Source organism: Shigella flexneri 2a str. 301 (assembly GCF_000006925.2).
Lineage (GTDB): Bacteria > Pseudomonadota > Gammaproteobacteria > Enterobacterales > Enterobacteriaceae > ECMA0423.
Genome location: NC_004337.2, coordinates 403,335 through 426,814, shown reverse-complemented (window position 1 = coordinate 426,814; position 23,480 = coordinate 403,335). Strand labels below are relative to the sequence as shown.

The 23,480-nt window shown below is 51.3% G+C and carries 19 protein-coding genes, 1 other RNA gene, 1 pseudogene and 2 other annotated features; of the genes and pseudogenes, 10 read left to right on the top strand and 11 right to left on the bottom strand.

From position 1 onward, the window contains the following. The first annotated feature begins 12 nt into the window (after positions 1–12). Positions 13–174 (top strand): hypothetical protein, encoded by a 162-nt coding sequence (ybaM, locus tag SF0411; RefSeq protein NP_706359.1) that lies wholly within the window; start codon positions 13–15, stop codon positions 172–174. A gap of 211 nt (positions 175–385) precedes the next feature. Here ybaM and aefA read toward each other — a convergent pair whose 3' ends face one another. Further along, entirely contained in the window at positions 386–3,748 is a 3,363-nt protein-coding gene (gene aefA / locus SF0410; RefSeq protein NP_706358.1) for a hypothetical protein, read from the bottom strand. A gap of 127 nt (positions 3,749–3,875) precedes the next feature. Continuing rightward, positions 3,876–4,523 (bottom strand): DNA-binding transcriptional repressor AcrR, encoded by a 648-nt coding sequence (acrR, locus tag SF0409; protein NP_706357.1) that lies wholly within the window; start codon positions 4,521–4,523, stop codon positions 3,876–3,878. Between the two features lie 141 nt (positions 4,524–4,664). Here acrR and acrA point away from each other — a divergent pair, with 141 nt between their 5' ends. The 7 genes and pseudogenes from acrA to ylaB all read left to right on the top strand — a co-directional run bounded on the left by acrA (position 4,665) and on the right by ylaB (position 13,217). Further along, complete coding sequence (acrA, locus tag SF0408) at positions 4,665–5,858, top strand: multidrug efflux system transporter AcrA (RefSeq protein NP_706356.2); 1,194 nt, start codon at positions 4,665–4,667, stop codon at positions 5,856–5,858. A 22-nt stretch (positions 5,859–5,880) separates the two neighbouring features. After that, positions 5,881–9,030, top strand: a complete 3,150-nt coding sequence (gene acrB, locus SF0407; protein ID NP_706355.1) for a multidrug efflux system protein AcrB — start codon at positions 5,881–5,883, stop codon at positions 9,028–9,030. A gap of 545 nt (positions 9,031–9,575) precedes the next feature. Further along, positions 9,576–9,950, top strand: a complete 375-nt coding sequence (gene ybaJ / locus SF0406; RefSeq protein NP_706354.1) for an Hha toxicity attenuator — start codon at positions 9,576–9,578, stop codon at positions 9,948–9,950. A gap of 25 nt (positions 9,951–9,975) precedes the next feature. Continuing rightward, positions 9,976–10,194 carry a gene expression modulator gene (hha, locus tag SF0405; RefSeq protein ID NP_706353.2) on the top strand — a complete coding sequence of 73 codons (219 nt, stop codon included), beginning with the start codon at positions 9,976–9,978 and terminating at the stop codon, positions 10,192–10,194. A 171-nt stretch (positions 10,195–10,365) separates the two neighbouring features. Beyond that, positions 10,366–10,917 (top strand) — a sequence feature (Similar to Escherichia coli K12 transferase gi: 1786664 (184 aa). BLAST with identity of 98% in 183 aa. This CDS ontains frameshift. The sequence has been checked and is believed to be correct.). Then, a pseudogene (gene ylaD / locus SF0404) lies at positions 10,366–10,917 on the top strand. (Overlaps the previous feature by 552 nt.) Positions 10,918–11,032: 115 nt before the next feature. Continuing rightward, positions 11,033–11,503, top strand: a complete 471-nt coding sequence (gene ylaC, locus SF0403; protein NP_706352.2) for a hypothetical protein — start codon at positions 11,033–11,035, stop codon at positions 11,501–11,503. 163 nt (positions 11,504–11,666) lie between these two features. Next, the gene (gene ylaB / locus SF0402) at positions 11,667–13,217 is read left to right on the top strand and encodes a hypothetical protein (RefSeq protein NP_706351.2); all 1,551 of its coding nucleotides are present in this window, start codon (positions 11,667–11,669) and stop codon (positions 13,215–13,217) included. A 41-nt stretch (positions 13,218–13,258) separates the two neighbouring features. Here ylaB and ybaA read toward each other — a convergent pair whose 3' ends face one another. Both ybaA and ffs read right to left on the bottom strand, forming a co-directional pair. Further along, positions 13,259–13,612 carry a hypothetical protein gene (ybaA, locus tag SF0401; RefSeq protein NP_706350.1) on the bottom strand — a complete coding sequence of 118 codons (354 nt, stop codon included), beginning with the start codon at positions 13,610–13,612 and terminating at the stop codon, positions 13,259–13,261. Between the two features lie 110 nt (positions 13,613–13,722). Further along, positions 13,723–13,836: non-coding RNA, 4.5S RNA; component of ribonucleoprotein particle (gene ffs / locus SF4554), on the bottom strand. 154 nt (positions 13,837–13,990) lie between these two features. Here ffs and ybaZ point away from each other — a divergent pair. Beyond that, positions 13,991–14,302, top strand: coding sequence for a hypothetical protein (ybaZ, locus tag SF0400; RefSeq protein NP_706349.2), 312 nt, complete (start codon positions 13,991–13,993; stop codon positions 14,300–14,302). Positions 14,303–14,317: 15 nt separating this feature from the next. Further along, positions 14,318–15,745: a mobile genetic element, on the bottom strand. Here the strand turns inward: ybaZ and SF0399 are convergent. Together SF0399 and ybaY are read right to left on the bottom strand one after the other, a co-directional pair. After that, on the bottom strand, positions 14,332–15,678 hold the full coding sequence (locus SF0399) for an insertion sequence IS4 transposase InsG (RefSeq protein ID NP_706348.1): 1,347 nt from the start codon (positions 15,676–15,678) through the stop codon (positions 14,332–14,334). Its footprint overlaps the feature before it by 1,347 nt. A gap of 25 nt (positions 15,746–15,770) precedes the next feature. After that, positions 15,771–16,343 carry a hypothetical protein gene (ybaY, locus tag SF0398; protein NP_706347.1) on the bottom strand — a complete coding sequence of 191 codons (573 nt, stop codon included), beginning with the start codon at positions 16,341–16,343 and terminating at the stop codon, positions 15,771–15,773. Positions 16,344–16,560: 217 nt separating this feature from the next. On the opposite strand from ybaY, the gene tesB reads away from it, so the two are divergent. Next, positions 16,561–17,421 (top strand): acyl-CoA thioesterase II, encoded by an 861-nt coding sequence (gene tesB / locus SF0397; RefSeq protein ID NP_706346.2) that lies wholly within the window; start codon positions 16,561–16,563, stop codon positions 17,419–17,421. Positions 17,422–17,469: 48 nt separating this feature from the next. On the opposite strand, the gene amtB is transcribed toward tesB, so the two are convergent. The 5 genes from amtB to ybaO all read right to left on the bottom strand — a co-directional run bounded on the left by amtB (position 17,470) and on the right by ybaO (position 23,426). Then, the gene (amtB, locus tag SF0396) at positions 17,470–18,756 is read right to left on the bottom strand and encodes an ammonium transporter (RefSeq protein ID NP_706345.1); all 1,287 of its coding nucleotides are present in this window, start codon (positions 18,754–18,756) and stop codon (positions 17,470–17,472) included. 29 nt (positions 18,757–18,785) lie between these two features. Beyond that, positions 18,786–19,124, bottom strand: coding sequence for a nitrogen regulatory protein P-II 2 (gene glnK / locus SF0395; RefSeq protein ID NP_706344.2), 339 nt, complete (start codon positions 19,122–19,124; stop codon positions 18,786–18,788). 180 nt (positions 19,125–19,304) lie between these two features. Next, positions 19,305–21,086 carry a multidrug transporter membrane protein\ATP-binding protein gene (mdlB, locus tag SF0394; protein ID NP_706343.2) on the bottom strand — a complete coding sequence of 594 codons (1,782 nt, stop codon included), beginning with the start codon at positions 21,084–21,086 and terminating at the stop codon, positions 19,305–19,307. Then, positions 21,079–22,851 carry a multidrug transporter membrane protein\ATP-binding protein gene (gene mdlA, locus SF0393; RefSeq protein ID NP_706342.1) on the bottom strand — a complete coding sequence of 591 codons (1,773 nt, stop codon included), beginning with the start codon at positions 22,849–22,851 and terminating at the stop codon, positions 21,079–21,081. Before mdlA ends, mdlB begins: the two co-directional genes overlap by 8 nt. Before the next feature lie 29 nt (positions 22,852–22,880). After that, the gene (ybaO, locus tag SF0392; RefSeq protein ID NP_706341.2) at positions 22,881–23,426 is read right to left on the bottom strand and encodes an LRP-like transcriptional regulator; all 546 of its coding nucleotides are present in this window, start codon (positions 23,424–23,426) and stop codon (positions 22,881–22,883) included. Between the last annotated feature and the right edge of the window lie 54 nt (positions 23,427–23,480).

The window sequence follows — 23,480 nt, the reverse complement described above, 5'->3', positions numbered from 1 at the left end:
AATGGAAAGAGTATGTCACTTGAAAATGCCCCTGACGATGTCAAACTGGCTGTCGATTTGATTGTGCTGCTGGAGGAAAATCAGATCCCTGCCAGTACCGTGCTGCGCGCGCTGGATATTGTAAAGCGTGATTATGAAAAGAAATTAACGCACGATGATGAGGCGGAAAAGTGAGAAATAAATGGGGCCGCTAAATGTCCCCTAAGATTGCGGGCAAACGCAAAACTGCCTGATGCGCTACGCTTATCAGGCCTACACCGCTCCTGCAATATATTGAATTCTTGCGGTTTCGTAGGCCGGATAAGGCGGTCACGCCGCATCCGGCATGAACAACGCGCACTTTGTCAGTAATCTCGGGGCAACTAAATGTCGCCCCCTTTGGTTATTACCCAACCGCTGGTGTCGGATCGTCGCCTTTGTAGTCGCGTTTTACTTCCGTCACCTCATCGCCCTTCTCGTTGTGCAGATGCACTTCAAGCTGGTTAAAGGCAATGTTGATGTCGTTTTCACGGCACAGCTGATCGATAGTACGGTTCAGCTCATCGACAGTACGGCTACGGTCACGCAGTTCACGCACATACAGACGCAGCTCATGATCCAACGTGCTGGCACCAAATGCCGTAAAGAAGACTTCCGGCATTGGTTCGTGCATCACCCTTGGGTGCTCAGTCGCCGCCTTCAGTAACACTTTACGCACTTTTTCCAGATCGGAGCCATAGGCCACGCCGAGACGGATCACCAGACGCGTAGTAGTGTCAGTCAACGACCAGTTGATCAGACGCTCGGTAACAAACGCTTTGTTCGGGATGATCACTTCTTTGCGATCGAAATCGGTAATCGTTGTCGCACGAATACGGATCTTACTTACCGTCCCCGAGAAGCTACCAATGGTTACCGTATCGCCAATACGCACCGGACGTTCGAACAGAATGATCAAACCGGAGACGAAGTTACCGAAAATTTCTTGTAAACCAAAACCAAGACCTACGGATAATGCTGCGGCCAGCCACTGGAGTTTATCCCAAGAGACGCCCAGCGATCCGAACACCGTCATCGCACCAACGGCAATAATGATGTAGTTAAGGATGGTAGTAATGGCATACGACGCGCCCTGGCGCATATTCAGTCGCGAGAGCACCAGCACTTCCAGTAAACCAGGCAGGTTGCGAATCAACGCCCAGGCCACCATTGAGGCGATAATCGCAAACAACAGACTGCCCATGGTGACGTTTTTCACCACCGCAGCGCCAGCTTCAGTGCCGTTGTAATGCCAGAGCGTGATGCTGTCGAGATAGCTGAACACGGTGATCAAATCGGACCAAATTGCCCAGAACATGACACCGAACAGCGCAAACATCAGCAACATGGTAATACGCAGCGTCTGCTGGTTAACTTGCTCCAGTGCAATGGTGGGTTCTTCCGGCGGTTCGGCACCTTCTGCGCCCTCTTTCACCAGATTCTGCCGACGCGCCAGCGCACGACGCCAGGCGATACGCCGCGCCGCTACGCTTAAGCCGCGCAATACCGTCTGGTAGAGCAAGTTCCAGATGATCACCAGATAAACGGTTTCAATCCAACGCCCGGAGAGGCGCAGCGTGGTGTAGAAATAACCCGTGGCAGTCAGCACCATCAATGCAATCGGGATAATCGACAGCACGGTAATGGTGACTAGTCGCATGGTGTGCGACTCTTTATCACGCCAGCTTTCGCGGCACATTGGCCATACCAGGAAGGCAATCAGCAGCAGGTTGAAGAAAATCATCGCCTGCCCCAGCACATCATCCATCAGATGCAGCGGGGAAAGTTCTGCCACCACAGACCAGAAATGGATAGGCAGCAACGCGAGACTGATGCGGACAATTTGCCGACGCCAGTGGCTGGTCTGCTGCTCCGGCATGCCGAAGTGACGCACGGCAACGCCATTTTTCTCCAGTACCTTCCAGCACAGGCCAAACACCAGCCAGAAAATCGCCAGTTTTTTACTGAACGACCATAGCAGTTCGCTGATGTTGAGCTGCATGGTCAACAGAATCAGGCCAACCGCGAGAATAATCAGGCACACCGGCAGCGCGCGGATCAGGTCGATAAGGATCGCTTTTGGTGTGTTGAGCTGGCTATCGTTACGCAGGGAACCCACAGCGGAAGCCAGTTTCTGTTGATACGCTTTCAGCCAGCCCAGACGCCAGTGGATCAGCCCGGCAATCAACAGCAGCGGCAAACCGGCGAGGAAAGCGATAAAAACGGCAGGCCAGGCTTTTTCCCAGTTCACCGTGATTTTCATCGACTTAAATTCATCTTTCAGGCTTTGCGGGAACGCTTTGATCCAGTCCCAGTCCATTGGACGGTTACTGTTCACCCAAAAGATTTGCTGAGTCAGGATGGATTTCAGGTTTTTCGATACGCTCATTAACTGCTGCTGGTTGATTTGCAGGTTAATGGCCATCATCAGCTGGTTACCCAACTGTTTGTTGAGTTGATCCAGCAATTCGCGACGCATATCAACCACTTGCAATAACGCATCGTGAACTTCGCTGTTGACTTCGTTGGTGTGACCTTCTTCCAGTTTGTTGACGAACGCATCGCTCTGGAAGAGTGCATCACGCTGCTGGTTAACTTCAAACTGTTCGAGACGCAAATCCGCGATGCGGTTGGTCATGTTTTCCAGTTCATCCGCCGAGGGCAGCGTTTGTTGTTGCTGGTAAAGGATACGAGACAACAGCAGGCTGCCCTTCAGGACGGCAATCTGCTCTTTAATATTGCGTTCCGATTGCAGCGCCCGCTCCAGCCAGTTTTTGACTTTAATGTTTTGCTGCATCAACTGATTACCGTTTTCAGTCGCGGTAATCAGACGCTGACTTAACTGCTGGTTAATTTCCAGTTCCTGTTTCACCAGCGGATTAGCCTGAATACGCGCGGCTTCATCCGGGGAGACGGCTTCCTGCGCCGTTTTTTCAGTTAAAGTCAGGCGCTTGCTGTTTACCGCTTCTTGCAACAGCTGCAACTGGTGCTCCAGACGGGCGCTGTTCGCCGTCACGTAATCACGTTGCTTTTGCAAGGTATCCTGCAAGACGGTGTTCCCTTCCAGGCTTTTACGCTGCTGGTCAATCTCCGCATTCAGCAACGCCTGCTGAGCCTGCATTAACACTTTCTGGCTGGGACGTAAGGCAGTCTCGCCGACATCAGTCCCATCCAGACGACTGCGAATTTGTTGCAGCTGCTGCGAAGCGTTATACATCGCATTTTGCACGCGTTCGGGCTGCGTCTGTAACGAAACCAGCTGGCTGTTATAAGACGCCAGATCGTTTTGTGCGTTTTGCAAATCGTCCAGCGCCTGGGCAACGCGAGTTTCCAGCTGGCGCAACGAAAGCGTACTCAGAATTTTGCGCGTTTCTTCGTCGTTATCGACATCGCTAAGTGCTGTTAACGCCGCGGTCGCCTGGCGCATTTTTTCCGGCGCTTCAGCGACTTTTTGCCGTAGCTGAACTGTCTCTTCTTTTATGCGATCGATTTTATCGAGGGTGGCTAATGTATCTGTCAGATCCTGCTGCACCAGTTTGTCCTGAGCAGAAAGATCTTTTTGTTTATTTAGTGAGTCAAGTTGCGCCTGCAGGTCCGCTTTTGTCGGCAGATCACCATTCGATGACGCCCGCGCAAACGCCGTGTTCTGGCATAACAAGACAAAAACAAAAGCAATAAATGCTGAAAAAACAAAATGCCGTGATCGTTTGTAATACTGGAACATAGTCATGATGAATGAAGGTTTCTGAACCTGAAGAACGACCTGAAAAAGTCAAACCGCAAGAATATCACGACGCAGTGAACCAGAATAGCAACGACGAAAATGTCCAGGAAAAATCCTGGAGTCAGATTCAGGGTTATTCGTTAGTGGCAGGATTACGAAGCGTGGGGCACAGGAGATACATCTCCAGTAAGATGGCGACGTAATCGCGGGCTTCTTTTTTAAGATCAAAAGATTGCGGGGCAAAGAGCCAGTTTTCCATCAGGCCGGAAATATAGCCGCGCATAATAATTGCTGCCCGACGCGTCATTAAATCCGCAGGCAACATTTTCGCTTCAATACAATGTTTTAACGTTTGTTCTATACGGTCATAACTTTCCAGACAGAGATTACGTTGTGCCTGTTGCACAACAGCCATTTCTCCGACAAATTCGCATTTGTGGAATATAATCTCCATCAATAATCGACGTCGTTCTTCTGTCACCGTGGATTCAAGAACATGAATTAATATCTCTCTTAATACTGAGAGTGGATCGCCAGGGAATTTTGCCTGATACTCAAGCTCTAGTTCACCAATATTGGATTCTGACAGTTCCCAGATCTCACTGAACAAATCCGACTTGTCTTTAAAATGCCAGTAGATTGCACCGCGCGTAACGCCAGCTGCTTTTGCAATCTCGCCCAGCGAGGTGGATGATACCCCCTGCTGTGAGAAAAGACGTAGAGCCACATCGAGGATGTGTTGGCGCGTTTCTTGCGCTTCTTGTTTGGTTTTTCGTGCCATATGTTCGTGAATTTACAGGCGTTAGATTTACATACATTTGTGAATGTATGTACCATAGCACGACGATAATATAAACGCAGCAATGGGTTTATTAACTTTTGACCATTGACCAATTTGAAATCGGACACTCGAGGTTTACATATGAACAAAAACAGAGGGTTTACGCCTCTGGCGGTCGTTCTGATGCTCTCAGGCAGCTTAGCCCTAACAGGATGTGACGACAAACAGGCCCAACAAGGTGGCCAGCAGATGCCCGCCGTTGGCGTAGTAACAGTCAAAACTGAACCTCTGCAGATCACAACCGAGCTTCCAGGTCGCACCAGTGCCTACCGGATCGCAGAAGTTCGTCCTCAAGTTAGCGGGATTATCCTGAAGCGTAATTTCAAAGAAGGTAGCGACATCGAAGCTGGTGTCTCTCTCTATCAGATTGATCCTGCGACCTATCAGGCGACATACGACAGTGCGAAAGGTGATCTGGCGAAAGCCCAGGCTGCAGCCAATATCGCGCAATTGACGGTGAATCGTTATCAGAAACTGCTCGGTACTCAGTACATCAGTAAGCAAGGGTACGATCAGGCTCTGGCTGATGCGCAACAGGCGAATGCTGCGGTAACTGCGGCGAAAGCTGCCGTTGAAACTGCGCGGATCAATCTGGCTTACACCAAAGTCACCTCTCCGATTAGCGGTCGCATTGGTAAGTCGAACGTGACGGAAGGCGCATTGGTACAGAACGGTCAGGCGACTGTGCTGGCAACCGTGCAGCAACTTGATCCGATCTACGTTGATGTGACCCAGTCCAGCAACGACTTCCTTCGCCTGAAACAGGAACTGGCGAATGGCACGCTGAAACAAGAGAACGGCAAAGCCAAAGTGTCGCTGATCACCAGTGACGGCATTAAGTTCCCGCAGGACGGTACGCTGGAATTCTCTGACGTTACCGTTGATCAGACCACTGGGTCTATCACCCTACGCGCTATCTTCCCGAACCCGGATCACACTCTGCTGCCGGGTATGTTCGTGCGCGCACGTCTGGAAGAAGGGCTTAATCCAAACGCTATTTTAGTCCCGCAACAGGGCGTAACCCGTACGCCGCGTGGTGATGCCACCGTACTGGTAGTTGGCGCGGATGACAAAGTGGAAACCCGTCCGATCGTTGCAAGCCAGGCTATTGGCGATAAGTGGCTGGTGACAGAAGGTCTGAAAGCAGGCGATCGCGTAGTAATAAGTGGGCTGCAGAAAGTGCGTCCTGGTGTCCAGGTAAAAGCACAAGAAGTTACCGCTGATAATAACCAGCAAGCCGCAAGCGGTGCTCAGCCTGAACAGTCCAAGTCTTAACTTAAACAGGAGCCGTTAAGACATGCCTAATTTCTTTATCGATCGCCCGATTTTTGCGTGGGTGATCGCCATTATCATCATGTTGGCAGGGGGGCTGGCGATCCTCAAACTGCCGGTGGCGCAATATCCTACGATTGCACCGCCGGCAGTAACGATCTCCCGCTTCTACCCCGGCGCTGATGCGAAAACAGTGCAGGACACGGTGACACAGGTTATCGAACAGAATATGACGGGTATCGATAACCTGATGTACATGTCCTCTAACAGTGACTCCACGGGTACCGTGCAGATCACCCTGACCTTTGAGTCTGGTACTGATGCGGATATCGCGCAGGTTCAGGTGCAGAACAAACTGCAGCTGGCGATGCCGTTGCTGCCGCAAGAAGTTCAGCAGCAAGGGGTGAGCGTTGAGAAATCATCCAGCAGCTTCCTGATGGTTGTCGGCGTTATCAACACCGATGGCACCATGACGCAGGAGGATATCTCTGACTACGTAGCGGCGAATATGAAAGATGCCATCAGCCGTACGTCGGGCGTGGGTGATGTTCAGTTGTTCGGTTCACAGTACGCGATGCGTATCTGGATGAACCCGAATGAGCTGAACAAATTCCAGCTAACGCCGGTTGATGTCATTACCGCCATCAAAGCGCAGAACGCCCAGGTTGCGGCGGGTCAGCTCGGTGGTACGCCGCCGGTGAAAGGCCAACAGCTTAACGCCTCTATTATTGCTCAGACGCGTCTGACCTCTACTGAAGAGTTCGGCAAAATCCTGCTGAAAGTGAATCAGGATGGTTCCCGCGTACTGCTGCGTGATGTGGCGAAGATTGAGCTGGGTGGTGAGAACTACGACATCATCGCAGAGTTTAACGGCCAACCTGCTTCCGGTCTGGGGATCAAGCTGGCGACCGGTGCAAACGCGCTGGATACCGCTGCGGCAATCCGTGCTGAACTGGCGAAGATGGAACCGTTCTTCCCGTCGGGTCTGAAAATTGTTTACCCGTACGACACCACGCCGTTCGTGAAAATCTCTATTCACGAAGTGGTTAAAACGCTGGTCGAAGCGATCATCCTCGTGTTCCTGGTTATGTATCTGTTCCTGCAGAACTTCCGCGCGACGTTGATTCCGACCATTGCCGTACCGGTGGTATTGCTCGGGACCTTTGCCGTCCTTGCCGCCTTTGGCTTCTCGATAAACACGCTAACAATGTTCGGGATGGTGCTCGCCATCGGCTTGTTGGTGGATGACGCTATCGTTGTGGTAGAAAACGTGGAGCGTGTTATGGCGGAAGAAGGTTTGCCGCCAAAAGAAGCTACCCGTAAGTCGATGGGGCAGATTCAGGGCGCTCTGGTCGGTATCGCGATGGTACTGTCGGCGGTATTCGTACCGATGGCCTTCTTTGGCGGTTCTACTGGTGCTATCTATCGTCAGTTCTCTATTACCATTGTTTCAGCAATGGCGCTGTCGGTACTGGTAGCGTTGATCCTGACTCCGGCTCTTTGTGCCACCATGCTGAAACCGATTGCCAAAGGCGATCACGGGGAAGGTAAAAAAGGCTTCTTCGGCTGGTTGAACCGCATGTTCGAGAAGAGCACGCACCACTACACCGACAGCGTAGGCGGTATTCTGCGCAGTACGGGGCGTTACCTAGTGCTGTATCTGATCATCGTGGTCGGCATGGCCTATCTGTTCGTGCGTCTGCCAAGCTCCTTCTTGCCAGATGAGGACCAGGGCGTATTTATGACCATGGTTCAGCTGCCAGCAGGTGCAACGCAGGAACGTACGCAGAAAGTGCTCAATGAGGTAACGCATTACTATCTGACCAAAGAAAAGAACAACGTTGAGTCGGTGTTCGCCGTTAACGGCTTCGGCTTTGCGGGACGTGGTCAGAATACCGGTATTGCGTTCGTTTCCTTGAAGGACTGGGCCGATCGTCCGGGCGAAGAAAACAAAGTTGAAGCGATTACCATGCGTGCAACACGCGCTTTCTCGCAAATCAAAGATGCGATGGTTTTCGCCTTTAACCTGCCCGCAATCGTGGAACTGGGTACTGCAACCGGCTTTGACTTTGAGCTGATTGACCAGGCTGGCCTTGGTCACGAAAAACTGACTCAGGCGCGTAACCAGCTGCTTGCAGAAGCAGCGAAGCACCCTGATATGCTGACCAGCGTACGTCCAAACGGTCTGGAAGATACCCCGCAGTTTAAGATTGATATCGACCAGGAAAAAGCGCAGGCGCTGGGTGTTTCTATCAACGACATTAACACCACTCTGGGCGCTGCATGGGGCGGTAGCTATGTGAACGACTTTATCGACCGCGGTCGTGTGAAGAAAGTTTACGTCATGTCAGAAGCGAAATACCGTATGCTGCCGGATGATATCGGCGACTGGTATGTTCGTGCTGCTGATGGTCAGATGGTGCCATTCTCGGCGTTCTCCTCTTCTCGTTGGGAGTACGGTTCGCCGCGTCTGGAACGTTACAACGGCCTGCCATCCATGGAAATCTTAGGCCAGGCGGCACCGGGTAAAAGTACCGGTGAAGCAATGGAGCTGATGGAACAACTGGCGAGCAAACTGCCTACCGGTGTTGGCTATGACTGGACGGGGATGTCCTATCAGGAACGTCTCTCCGGCAACCAGGCACCTTCACTGTACGCGATTTCGTTGATTGTCGTATTCCTGTGTCTGGCGGCGCTGTACGAGAGCTGGTCGACTCCGTTCTCCGTTATGCTGGTCGTTCCGCTGGGGGTTATCGGTGCGTTGCTGGCTGCCACCTTCCGTGGCCTGACCAATGACGTTTACTTCCAAGTAGGACTGCTCACAACCATTGGGTTGTCGGCGAAGAACGCGATACTTATCGTCGAATTCGCCAAAGACTTGATGGATAAAGAAGGTAAAGGTCTGATTGAAGCGACGCTTGATGCGGTGCGGATGCGTTTACGTCCGATCCTGATGACCTCGCTGGCGTTTATCCTCGGCGTTATGCCGCTGGTTATCAGTACTGGTGCTGGTTCCGGCGCGCAGAACGCAGTAGGTACCGGTGTAATGGGCGGGATGGTGACCGCAACGGTACTGGCAATCTTCTTCGTTCCGGTATTCTTTGTGGTGGTTCGCCGCCGCTTTAGCCGCAAGAATGAAGATATCGAGCACAGCCATACTGTCGATCATCATTGATACAACATGTAATCACTAAGGCCGCGTAAGCGGCCTTTTTTATGCATAACCTACGAACATTAAGGAGTAATTGAACCACCAACTCAGGATCTCATACGAAAACCAGTATTAACCACGTATAAAATTCATAAAAAATACTGATTGTTAGTTAATTTATATTAAGTAGCGCTAATAGATTTAATAATCCATAATCATTTAGAGGCTATTCTTAATTATTTGCGGTAATTCTTTATTCATTCCTCGGTTATTACGTCATATTCAGAGCAATCCTGGTATTAGTGTCACCAATTTCATCTGGCGATAATCCTGAAATGTTATGAACAGTTCGAGCAAACTGCTTTTACCTGCTGCGGGTTAGTGCTAGTATGAAAAAGTGAGTCCTGTCCCGATTCCTTCCTAATTGTAATGTTTCGTAATAATGCGATGAAAACCTGCAAAGAGTGGCTTATAGTTAAGCTAACAAACGAGAGGGCAAGTCTAGGTCAGTAAGTTTTTTCCATCCCGAAAGGTGTCCGTTAGTTCAACCACTAAGAAGGGGACGCGTTATGGATGAATACTCACCCAAAAGACATGATATCGCACAGCTTAAGTTTCTCTGTGAAACCCTGTATCATGACTGTCTTGCAAACCTTGAAGAAAGCAATCATGGTTGGGTTAACGACCCAACCTCGGCGATCAACCTCCAGTTGAATGAACTGATTGAGCATATTGCGACCTTCGCACTTAATTACAAAATTAAGTATAATGAAGACAATAAGCTCATTGAGCAGATCGACGAATATCTGGATGACACCTTTATGTTGTTCAGCAGTTATGGTATTAATATGCAGGCTCTTCAGAAATGGCGGAAGTCAGGTAATCGACTATTCCGTTGTTTTGTCAACGCGACGAAAGAGAATCCTGCGAGTTTATCTTGTTAGAATTATTACAACCATGGGTAGAAGTATGTCCGAAAAACCTTTAACAAAAACCGATTATTTAATGCGTTTACGTCGTTGCCAGACAATTGACACGCTGGAGCGTGTTATCGAGAAAAATAAATACGAATTATCAGATAATGAACTGGCGGTATTTTACTCAGCCGCAGATCACCGCCTCGCCGAATTGACCATGAATAAACTGTACGACAAGATCCCTTCCTCAGTATGGAAATTTATTCGCTAATAAATAATTCGCTTTCGGTGCTATAACCGGCTGTTTATTAAGAATTTTATACTTTTTCGCCATGAAGACATACCCTATGTGATCTTTATCACACAGATGTAATGAGAACGTTCTCTTCACTGACTTTTCGTCTTACTGTGTTGCCGCATTTTCAGCAACCGGAGGTCAGTAATGAGCACAGAAAAAGAAAAGATGATTGCTGGTGAGTTGTATCGCTCGGCAGATGAGACGTTATCTCGCGATCGCCTGCGCGCTCGTCAGCTTATTCACCGATACAATCATTCCCTGGCGGAAGAGCACACATTACGCCAGTAAATTCTCGCTAATTTATTCGGTCAGGTGACAGAGGCTTATATTGAGCCAACGTTTCGCTGTGATTATGGCTATAACATTTTTCTCGGCAATAATTTTTTCGCCAACTTCGATTGCGTGATGCTTGATGTCTGCCCTATTCGCATCGGTGATAACTGTATGTTGGCACCAGGCGTTCATATCTACACGGCAACACATCCCATCGACCCTGTAGCACGTAATAGCGGTGCTGAACTGGGGAAACCCGTCACCATCGGTAATAACGTCTGGATTGGCGGACGCGCGGTCATTAACCCTGGTGTGACCATTGGTGATAACGTCGTGGTAGCTTCAGGTGCAGTTGTCACAAAAGGTGTCCCGGACAACGTTGTCGTGGGCGGTAATCCAGCCAGAATAATTAAAAAATTGTAATCGGTTTTTCGCAACTGTTATGCAAAATTGTGGTAGATCTGTTACTTCCCCTCTACTATTCCCACGTTAAAATAGGGTGTTCCCTGGAAAGTTGCAGATACCACGAAGGCAAACGATGACCGAAATACAACGCCTGCTGACCGAAACGATTGAGTCTCTGAATACCCGCGAAAAACGCGACAACAAACCCCGCTTTAGTATCAGTTTTATCCGTAAACATCCGGGGCTGTTTATCGGTATGTACGTTGCTTTTTTTGCCACCCTGGCGGTGATGTTGCAGTCCGAAACGCTGTCAGGCTCTGTCTGGCTACTGGTTGTATTATTTATCCTGCTTAATGGTTTCTTCTTTTTCGATGTCTACCCACGCTACCGCTATGAAGATATCGACGTGCTGGATTTCCGCGTTTGCTATAACGGCGAATGGTACAACACGCGCTTTGTACCTGCCGCGCTGGTTGAAGCCATCTTGAACTCTCCGCGTGTCGCGGATGTTCATAAGGAACAACTGCAAAAAATGATCGTCCGTAAAGGTGAACTGTCTTTTTACGATATTTTTACCCTCGCTCGCGCCGAATCAACATCTTAAGTTAGGGTTACATACCAGGCGTAAAGCTCTGCGCCTGGTCAAATGACAATGATCGTTTCCACCCATCACTTCATGAAATACCAGCTCTACCTCCTTATCTCCTGCCAGCCTTTTTCCACAATCAGATATACTTTCCCTACACTGTGTTAATAAGGATATGCTGGTGAGAACACGACATCTGGTCGGCCTTATTTCGGGAGTACTGATTCTTTCAGTATTGCTGCCTGTCGGCTTAAGCATCTGGCTGGCCCATCAGCAGGTAGAAACATCGTTTATTGAAGAGCTGGATACCTATTCCTCCCGCGTCGCTATTCGAGCCAATAAGGTGGCGACACAAGGGAAAGATGCGCTGCAGGAGCTGGAAAGATGGCAAGGCGCTGCCTGTAGCGAAGCCCATCTCATGGAAATGCGTCGGGTATCTTACAGTTATCGCTATATTCAGGAAGTGGTTTATATCGATAACAACGTTCCCCAGTGTTCGTCTCTGGAGCATGAAAGTCCGCCCGATACCTTTCCCGAGCTAGGTAAAATTTCGAAAGATGGTTATCGTGTCTGGTTAACATCGCATAACGATTTAGGCATTATCCGTTACATGGTCGCCATGGGAACGGCACATTATGTCGTCATGATCGACCCCGCTTCCTTTATTGATGTCATTCCCTATAGTTCATGGCAAATTGATGCCGCCATTATTGGCAATGCCCATAACGTTGTCATAACCAGCAGCGATGAAATTGCTCAGGGAATTATTACCAGGCTACAAAAAACACCCGGTGAGCATATCGAAAATAATGGGATCATTTACGATATACTGCCCTTCCTGGAGATGAATATTTCGATCATCACCTGGGCTTCAACGAAAATGTTGCAGAAAGGCTGGCATCGGCAAGTCTTTATTTGGTTACCGCTCGGGTTGGTGATTGGCCTGCTGGCAGCGATGTTTGTGCTGCGTATTTTGCGCCGTATCCAATCACCGCATCATCGGCTGCAGGATGCTATCGAAAATCGTGATATTTGCGTGCACTATCAGCCGATTGTCTCCTTAGCCAATGGCAAAATTGTCGGTGCTGAGGCACTGGCGCGCTGGCCGCAGACAGACGGTAGTTGGTTGTCACCAGATAGTTTTATTCCGCTGGCACAGCAAACGGGCCTTTCTGAGCCATTGACGCTACTGATTATAAGAAGCGTCTTTGAAGATATGGGCGACTGCTTGCGTCAGCATCCACAGCAGCATATTTCGATCAATCTTGAATCCACCGTGCTCACCTCGGAAAAAATCCCGCAATTGCTGCGTGAAATGATCAATCACTATCAGGTTAATCCCAGACAGATCGCGCTTGAACTCACTGAACGCGAGTTTGCCGATCCGAAAACCAGCGCCCCGATAATTTCTCGCTACCGGGAGGCGGGCCATGAAATTTATCTTGATGATTTTGGTACGGGGTATTCAAGTTTAAGTTATTTACAGGATCTGGATGTCGACATTCTGAAGATCGATAAATCTTTCGTTGATGCGCTGGAATATAAAAATGTCACGCCGCATATCATCGAAATGGCAAAAACACTGAAACTGAAAATGGTAGCGGAGGGAATCGAAACCAGTAAACAAGAAGAGTGGCTACGCCAGCATGGCGTGCACTACGGTCAGGGCTGGCTCTACAGCAAGGCATTACCGAAAGAAGATTTCTTACGCTGGGCCGAGCAACATTTGTGAATTTTTGGGCTGACGGCACGCCGCACAGCCCGTCACGCTACCTATTCGTCGATGATTGACTCGAATCCGCCATAGATCATTCGCTTGCCGTCAAACGGCATGGACTCGCCGAACTCTTTCATCCGTGGGTCCGACATCATCTTTTGATTAGCTGCGTCGCGGACCTCTTTTGAAGGGTATTCAATCCAGCTAAAGACAACCTCTTCATTCTCTTCCGCTTTCACCGCCATACGAAAATCGGTCACTTTGCCATCCGGCACATCGCTGGCCCAGCATTCGACAATACGAAGCGCGCCAAACTCTTTAAACAATGGCGCGGCCTTAGCGGCCATTTCCCGATAGGCATCCTTTTTATCGGCAGGAACGGCAACCACAAAACCATCAACATACTTCATCAGACATACCTCCGAAGCGTACTGCGCAGCCAGACAATTCTTGCGACGTCAGTTGTGGTTAAAGTTTAGCCATGCTGGGATTTTTTGACGAAACGGTGGGAGGCAGAAATGGGTGGGGGCCCTGCCAGCTACATCCCGGCACACGCGTCATCTGCCTTGGCTGCTTCCTTCCGGACCTGACCTGGTAAACAGAGTAGCATTGCGGGAGAACCAACAGAGCCCCCATTGAGAGCGTTGAAAACCAACGCGCAGGCGCATTATCACTGCTGCCCCGGCTAATTGCAACCCATTGCGTGCCAGATGCTGGTTTCTTGCGCAATGCGACTTCACTCGGGCGTTTTTCCAGATTATGCTGAAAAATTACCTCAGGAAGAAAAGATGGAAAAAGAAGATTCATTTCCCCAACGCGTCTGGCAAATCGTCGCCGCTATTCCCGAAGGCTATGTCACCACTTACGGTGATGTGGCGAAACTGGCGGGATCGCCCCGCGCCGCGCGCCAGGTGGGCGGTGTGTTAAAGCGTCTCCCTGAAGGCAGCACCTTACCCTGGCACCGGGTGGTTAATCGCCATGGCACAATTTCGCTAACCGGGCCGGATTTACAGCGTCAGCGACAGGCATTACTGGCAGAAGGTGTGATGGTATCGGGAAGCGGGCAAATCGACTTGCAGCGTTATCGCTGGAACTACTAACCCTCTCCGGGCGGAGTAATGCCAGTCAGTTAAGCAACTGACTGGCTCTTTTTCGGGGCTGTGGGGTATTTCCAGGGCCTCTCCTTTACCACTCTCGGGAAGGCCCTTCCCCTTCTCGTCGGTAATTTCACAAGTTGTCCCATACTTGCAAGATCGCGCATCAGCTCCGGTATACGTCCCGGTGAAGCGCCCTGCAATGTCATCAGCATTCTCATCACCATTCCGCATGATTCTGAGAAACTCAGTTGATTCGGCCAGTAACCTTTCAGATGTTCCGCCATTTTAATCATCTGATATCTCACCAGATTATAAGCCAGTAAGACACCCCACAGCTCTTGCTCCACAAGCTCCGGCTTTTTACTTCTCAGCGTCAGCCTGCTCAGTTGCATCGTCTGTTTTATCTCCCTGTATCCCAGTTCGATTTCCCAGCGATGACTGTACAGATCCGCCATTTCTCCTCCGGGGAAGCGCATGGCGTCCGTCATCGACGTCAGCAGATGGCAGACTTTTCCTTTGCGCGTCACGGTCAGCAGGCGGGCTGTCACTTCATTTCCCAGTCCCGGCCACTTTTTTCGTGCCTGCGGGCTGGTTTTCAGCTTCACCAGATGATCGCCTTTACCCAGTTTTCTGAGCTCTTCATATTGCGCTCCCTTTCTGAGAGGTATCATCCAGTGGCGGTGTTCTCCCGCCAGGCTCCAGCCATTTAACAGTCCCAGTGAGTAATAACCTTTATCCATTAACGTCAGAGTGTTATCGCCGGTTTGTTCTATAAGTTGCTCAGCAAGCTCATTTTCGCTGTTCTTCATCGCGCCGAAGGCTGCAGCCGTCAGCAGATGGCTGGTCAGTTCCATCTGGCAGACCATTTTGACCTGCGGGTAGAGCGCCGGGTTCCCGGCATGTGTCTGGCGGGGGAAGGCTGCATCGTTCTCTGGTGTATCCGGTGTGCGCCAGAACACACCATCGATGGCCAGCAGGGTCAGGCCGCACCAGTGCGGATGCGGCGTGGCGTTATGCCAGAGCTGCGCTGTTTTCGTGAACACGCGGCGGACAGCCTCACTTCCCAGGCGCTGGCGGGCCTGAATAACGGCACTGGGGGCAACGAAGGGGCGATTGCCCGGCAGCATGATGTCCAGGCGATTCACAATCTGGTGAAGAGGTTCTTTACGCTCAAGCACCATGCCAACAATACACCAGACCATCATTTCGAGGGGAAGACGGCGCTTGCGTAGCGTTACAGTACCTGATTCGGCAAGGCAACGAGAGATGAGTTCGGGGTCGAGGTAATCCCCCAGAGAAGTCAGTGGGTTACGCAGAGAATCGTAACGGGATACCAGATCAAGAGCCTGTCCAATGTGCATAAAAAAATCCGGAAACAAGTGAGCGTTTCCGGATTCTTACACAGCCACTGGATCGGTCAACTGATCCTTAACTGATCGGCATTACTCCGGGCGGAGAGGGTTAACGTCGCTTAATATTGCGTAGGAGCGGGAACTGCCGAAGACGGATTCACCTGAGTTGGTGAAGTCGAAGGTACGGTAGTCGTTGCGCCACCGCTGGCCTGAACCGGCACGGCGGTTTGCTGTACCGGCACCAATGTCAGGTCGGCTTTAGTTCCGCCCTGGTTGATCACCGGCTGAACGGTATCGGTGATAAATACCAGTTTGTCATTCACGGTAATCGCCGCACTCAACAGAATACGCGCGTTCGGCTGAACATCTGCCGGGTTAAATGGCAGAACAAAGCTGAATGGTGACTGTTTACCTTCAGTACGCACCGCTTTCTGCGCCAGCACTTTTGACGGTGCATCGGCTAACGACGCGTCAGAAAGTGTCACGGTCAGCACAGCATCAGGCGGCAGTGCGACTTTCTGACGGATCCAGACAGTACCGGAGACATTCGGTTGCTGGATAGCAGGTTGTTGTGTTGCTGAAATAGACGTATTTGCAGCCGGGGCTGGCGTCTGAATATCCGCGCTTTTATCTGCGCAAGCCGCCAACGCAATCGCAACCGCTAAACCACTGGCCATGTGCACGAGTTTCATTCATTTCTCCTTATTATCAATGCACCAGCGGGCTAACTTTCCTCGCCGGAAGAGTGGTTAACAAAATAGTAACGTCAACAAGTGTGGCACACATCACGCATTTCTGCCTGTAATTAGCCCGTAATTCAGACTATTTCACCCATCGGACCAGTGGCAAATTTGCGTTATACTCAACTCACTTTGGCTTGCTGCGGCAGCTTTGTTACTGGAGAGTTATATGAGTCAGGCGCTAAAAAATTTACTGACATTGTTAAATCTGGAAAAAATTGAGGAAGGACTCTTTCGCGGCCAGAGTGAAGATTTAGGTTTACGCCAGGTGTTTGGCGGCCAGGTCGTGGGTCAGGCCTTGTATGCTGCAAAAGAGACCGTCCCGGAAGAGCGGCTGGTACATTCGTTTCACAGCTACTTTCTTCGCCCAGGCGATAGTAAGAAACCGATTATTTATGATGTCGAAACGCTGCGTGACGGTAACAGCTTCAGCGCCCGCCGGGTTGCTGCTATTCAAAACGGCAAACCGATTTTTTATATGACGGCCTCTTTCCAGGCACCAGAAGCGGGTTTCGAACATCAAAAAACAATGCCGTCCGCGCCAGCGCCTGATGGCCTGCCTTCGGAAACGCAAATCGCCCAATCGCTGGCGCACCTGCTGCCGCCAGTGCTTAAAGATAAATTCATCTGCGATCGTCCGCTGGAAGTCCGTCCGGTGGAGTTTCATAACCCACTGAAAGGTCACGTCGCAGAACCACATCGTCAGGTGTGGATCCGCGCAAATGGTAGCGTGCCGGATGACCTGCGCGTTCATCAGTATCTGCTCGGTTACGCTTCTGATCTTAACTTCCTGCCGGTAGCTCTACAGCCGCACTGCATCGGTTTTCTCGAACCGGGGATTCAGATTGCCACCATTGACCATTCCATGTGGTTCCATCGCCCGTTTAATTTGAATGAATGGCTGCTGTATAGCGTGGAGAGCACCTCGGCGTCCAGCGCACGCGGCTTTGTGCGCGGTGAGTTTTATACCCAAGACGGCGTGCTGGTTGCCTCGACCGTTCAGGAAGGGGTAATGCGTAATCACAATTAAAAAAATAGCCGGAGGTGAAAACCGTCCGGCTATTTTTTGCAGTGCTTGTTACGCGTTATAGGCATTCTCGCCGTGGCTGTTGACGTCCAGCCCTTCTCGCTCTTGTTCTTCCGGCACACGTAGGCCAACCGTCAGATCCGCCAGTTTGTAGCCAATAAATGCCACCACACCGGACCAGACGATCGTAATGGCGATGCTTTCCAACTGTACCAGCAACTGATGGCCCATCGTCACACCTTCAGCGAAGCCCACGCCGCCCAGAGAACTGGCGGCAAAAATCCCGGTCATGATACAGCCGACAATGCCACAAACGCCGTGCACACCGAAGACATCGCAGGGATCATCCACCCGCAGCAAGCGTTTGAGCATGGTAACGCCCCACAAACCCGCCAGACCAGCTACCACGCCGATAATCAACGCGCCGCCAACCCCAATGTAGCCGCACGCTGGCGTCACGCCGACCAGACCGGCAATCGCGCCAGAACACGCTCCCAGCAGAGAAGGCTTACCACGCAGCGCCCATTCACCGAAGATCCAGCCAAGAATTGCCGCCGCCGTTGCGACCACAGTATTCACAAATGCCAGTGCCGCGATTTCATTCGCCGTGCCCACTGACCCGGCGTTAAAGCCAAACCAACCGATATAGAGAATGGCAGTCCCGGTGAAGACCATCGGCAGGTTGTGCGGTTTAAACGCCTCTTTACCGAAGCCTACGCGTTTGCCTATCAGATACGCGCCCACCAGACCGGCGATTGCTGCGTTAATGTGCACCACCGTGCCACCCGCGAAATCCAGCGCACCGTGAGAAGCCAGCAAACCACCGCCCCACACCATATGCGCAATCGGAATGTAAGAGAGCGTCAGCCATACCACCACGAAAATCAACACAGCTGAGAAGCGGATTCGTTCCGCCAGCGCCCCAACTATCAAGCCTACGGTAATGCAGGCAAACGATCCCTGAAACGCTACGTGGATATACTGATAAATGCTGCCCATCACCGCCGTCAGTTCGATGTTTTTTAGCATCAACCAGTTAATGTTGCCGAAGAAGTTGTTGCCCTCACCAAACGCCAGCGAATAACCGTAAACCACCCAGAGAATACAGACCAGTGCAAACGTCACCGTCACCTGCGTCAGCATCGACAGCACGTTTTTGCCGCGAATCAACCCACCGTAAAACAGGGCAATCCCCGGAATAGTCATAAACAGCACCAGCGCAGTACAAATCATCATAAACGCATTGTCGGCTTTATCGGCCACCGCAGGTGCAGCCATTACCAGTCCCGGCAGCATCGCCAGTGAAGCAAGCCCAGTTTTTATCGTCGCTATCTTCATTTTTCGTTCCTGTTGCTGTGTGCCAGAGATTACAGCGCCGCTTCGTCGGCTTCGCCGGTACGAATACGAATGACGCGTTGCAATTCAGCGACGAAGATTTTGCCGTCGCCAATTTTTCCGGTGTAAGCCGCCTTACTGACGATATCGATCACTTCATCGAGTTGGTCATCAGCAATCGCCACATCAATTTTTACTTTTGGCAGGAAGTTGACGCTGTATTCCGCCCCCCGGTACAGCTCGGCATGCCCTTTCTGACGCCCGAAACCTTTCACTTCGGTGACGGTCAGGCCCTGAATACCAATGGAAGATAACGCTTCACGAACGTCTTCCAGCTTGAATGGTTTGATTATCACGGTCACCAGCTTCATAGATCCCCTCCGGTCAGAATTCGGTAATGGTTCTGCTACACGAAGAAGGTATTGCAAGCGGTGTGCCAGAAATGAAAAACGAGAAAGAGAGCAGGAAGTTAAGAAGATTGAAAATGAAAACGCACTATGACAGTGCACAGTGCGTTACATTTTTGCACCAACGATGAAATATTGCGCTATTCAGGCGCTCAATGATTCCTCTTCACGCACGCTGGCTGCCAGCTCTTCGCCCGCAAGTTGCAGTTGATACATCTGCCAGTAGCGTCCCTGGGCCGCCAGCAGTTGCTGGTGAGTGCCCTGCTCCACGGCTTGCCCACGATGAAGCACCAGAATGGTGTCGGCATCAATAATAGTTGATAAGCGGTGAGCAATCACCACCAGCGTGGTATGTTCACGCACCGCCGCCAGAGCATGTTGAATCGCCTGTTCAGTACCGGAGTCAATGCTGGCGGTTGCCTCATCAAGGATCAGGATTTGCGGCGTCTCCACCAGCACGCGCGCCAGTGCCAGCAGTTGCTTTTGCCCGACTGAGAGATTATTTCCCTGCTCGCCCAGCGGCGTATAAATACAATCACTCATGCTGCGCGCCAGCTCCGCCAGTTGCACGGTTTCCAGCGCCTGCCAGACGCGTTCTTCGGAGATATCCCGCCCCAGCGTCACATTAGCGAGGAAGGTATCCGCCAGCACCACCGGATCTTGCTGCACCATTGCCACGCCCTGGCGCAGCGCGCTATGACTTAGCGAACTTAATGGACGACCATCAAGGTGAATCTCACCTTCCGTTAGCGGGTAATAGCCCATCAATAAACTGGCGAGGGTACTTTTACCACTGCCGGTATGCCCGACCAGCGCCACAAAGTTACGCGAAGGCACAGAGAGATTAATGTTCTTTAGCACCAGATTGTCATCGCGATAAGCAAATGACACGTTATCGACTTCGATGGTGCCACTCTGTAACGGGTAATCATCATTGCCATATTGCTGGCGCGGTCCGTCCATCAGTTCAAACACGCGCTCACCAGCAACAACAGCCTGTTGCAGCATCGCCTGTTGCGTGGTCAGTTCGATTAAGGGTTCGTTAAGTCGCCCAAGATAGCTGATAAACGCATACAACACGCCCACTTCAATGGTGCCGCTGGCGGAGAAGCCAAACAGCATCAATAAGCCACAAAGAATGAGCGATGAAAACAGACTCAGCAGCGGACGCAGCAGAAAACCGTCGAGGCGCAGGGTTTGCATCCTAGCCATATAGTGTGAACGACTGGCCTCCCCCATACGTTCGCCAAATCGCGCCTGCTGACGAAACTGCTGGATAACGCTCATGCCATTGATGATTTCGTTAAAGCCGTCGTTGATATCCGCCAGATAGGCGCGCACACGGCGGACAATCGGCGTGCTGTAACGCTGGTATATCACCATTACCACCAGCACCACCGGGAAAATCATTATCGCCACCAGCGCCATTCGCCAGTCGAGGCTGAACATCGCCACCAGCATCGCGCCCACCAGTGCGGCACTGCGCAGGACAGTTGCCACTACGGTAACGTAGAGATCGCGGATCACTTCAGTGTCATTAGTGACGCGGGAAATCACCTGCCCGACGGGTTGGGTATCAAACTCGCTTAATGGCTGGCGTAACGCAGCATCCATCACGTCGGTACGCAACTGTTGCACTGCGCCTACTGCCGCCCGATTAAACAGCAGCGACTGCGCGTAATGTAGCCCGGCGGCAAACAGTTGTAGCCCAACATACGCCGCAGCCAGCCCTGCAACCACTTTCAACGGCAGGTTATTTTTCGCTACCATATTGTCGATAAAATAGCTGATAAGCAGCGGCCCACTGACTTCTGCCGCCGCCGCAACCCACATCATCAGGACCGCAATCCCCAGCGGTTTACGCCACGGCGAACCATACGCTAACAGGCGCTTGAGAGTCGGCCACAGTTGGCTAAAACTACGCATCGACGGCCTCCTCGCGAATTTCCGGAACGTCGTCGAGCGCCGCCTCCAGTTGTTGATAGCGATACATATCGCGATACCAACCGCTTTGTTGCGCCAGCTCATCATGATTGCCACGCTGGGCGATATGTCCGTGCTGCATCACAATAATTTCACTGGCTTCCGTCAGTGCCGAAAGGCGATGGGCACTGATGATTACCGTTCTTCCCTGTCCCCACTGACGCAGGTTATGCAGGATCTGGTGCTCTGTGCGTCCGTCCACCGCCGAAAGCGCATCATCAAGGATGAGGATTTCCGCGTTGACTAATAACGCTCGAGCAATGGAGATACGCTGTTTTTGCCCACCGGAAAGCATCACGCCGCGCTCGCCCACTTCTGTATCGTAACCTTGCGGTAGACGCAAAATATCGTCATGTACGCTGGCTAACCGCGCGACATGCTCAATCTCTTGCTGGGTGGCATTCGGGCAACCCAGCGCGATGTTATTCGCCACGGTGTCAGAAAAAAGGAATGGCGTCTGGCTGACCACCGCCAGGCGGCTACGCCAGCTATCGAGTTGTAACTTCGTCAGAGGAATATCATGAAAGCGAATATCCCCCTCGCTGACGTCGAAATGACGCTGAATGAGCGACAACAGGGTACTTTTGCCGGAACCAGTCGGCCCGCAAATACCCAGCATCTGACCGGGTTTCAGGGCGAAATTGACGTTTTCCAGCGCAGGATGGTCAGTCTGCGGATACGTGAACTGGTGAATATTTACATCCAGTTCGCCACGCCCTTCCGGCACGGGTTCGCTACCATCGTTCACCACCGGCGCTTCCGCCAGCATGGCGCGAATACGGCTGTATGCAGCACTACCACGTTCCACAATGTTAAACATCCATGCCAGCGCCAGCATTGGCCAAATCATCAGACCTAAATACATCATAAAACTGGTGAGCTGGCCCAGCGTTAAACTGCCCTGCACCACCATCCAACTACCGCCGCCAATCGCCAGCAAGTTCGCCATACCAATCGCGATATAGATGGTCGGGTCGAAGCGAGCATCAATACGCGCCACCCGCATGTTTTTTTTGCCGGTATCTTCGGCATCCGCGGCAAATAACGCCGACTGGCGATCTTCCAGACCAAAGGCTTTGATCATGCGGATACTGGTGAGGCTTTCCTGGGTGCGGTCATTAAGACTGGAAAACGCCGCCTGTGCCAGCTTAAAGCGTTCATGCAAGGCATCGCCGTTGCGCTTAATCATGATCGCCATCACTGGCATCGGTAACAGGGCAAATAAGGTCAACTGCCAGCTAATTTGCGTAGACATCATAATCAACACAGCGCAGCCCATTACCAGTGAATCCACCAGCGTCAGCACCCCTTCTCCGGCGGCAAACACGACGCGATCGACGTCATTGGTCGCACGAGCCATGAGATCACCCGTGCGATGACGCAGGTAAAACTCCGGGTGCTGCCGGCTTAGCTGACGGTAATAATCTTCACGCAGTTCAACAGCCAGTTGGTAAGACGCGCCAAACAGCAATACGCGCCAGACATAACGCAGGAGATAAACCACAACGGCAATCAGCACCATGGTGGCGATCCACATCAGGCTCAGCCCGGTAGTAAAGTGTTGTTCTGTCACGCCATCGACAACAATACCAACCACTTTTGGCGGAACCAGTTGCAGCATCGCGATAATGACAAGCAAGGCGACAGCCCCAAGATAGCGACGCCATTCCCGACGGAAATACCAGCTTAATTGAGCAAATAATCGCACGCGTTGTGTCCTGACCTGATTCTGGATATTTATTCGATGGGTAAAGAAGTGGTGTATTTAATCTGTTCCATCGCGAAGCTGGAAGTGACGTCCGACAGCCCCGGCACGCTGTTTACCAGACGCTTATAAAACTCGTCGTAGCGTTTCATGTCGGCAACCTGGACGCGCATCAGATAATCGTATTCACCAGCCATGCGCCAGACCCCCAGCACTTCTGGCATTTCGGTAACCACCGTGACAAAGCGGCAATACCATTCGCTGCTGTGATGTTGCGTTTTTATCAGCACAAAGGCGGTCAGGCCGAGGCCTATTTTTTCCGGATCCAGCAGGGCGACTTTGCCGATAAGGATACCGTCGTCCTCCAGCCGTTTCAGGCGCTTCCAGCAGGGGGTGGTTGTCAGATTAACGGCTTCAGCCAGTGCCTGCAAAGAGAGGGTGCAATCCTGCTGCAGTAAGGCCAGCAGCTTACGGTCAATTTTATCTAGCATAGCCCTTCCACGGAGAATTTTTTTCTCTTTTAATTCTATTTTAAAGGTGAAATCGCGACAATTTATTCTGTGCGGTTTAAACACCACGGCACAAAATGACAAATTCAACGCAAAAAAAAACCGGGCAATTGCCCGGTGCTG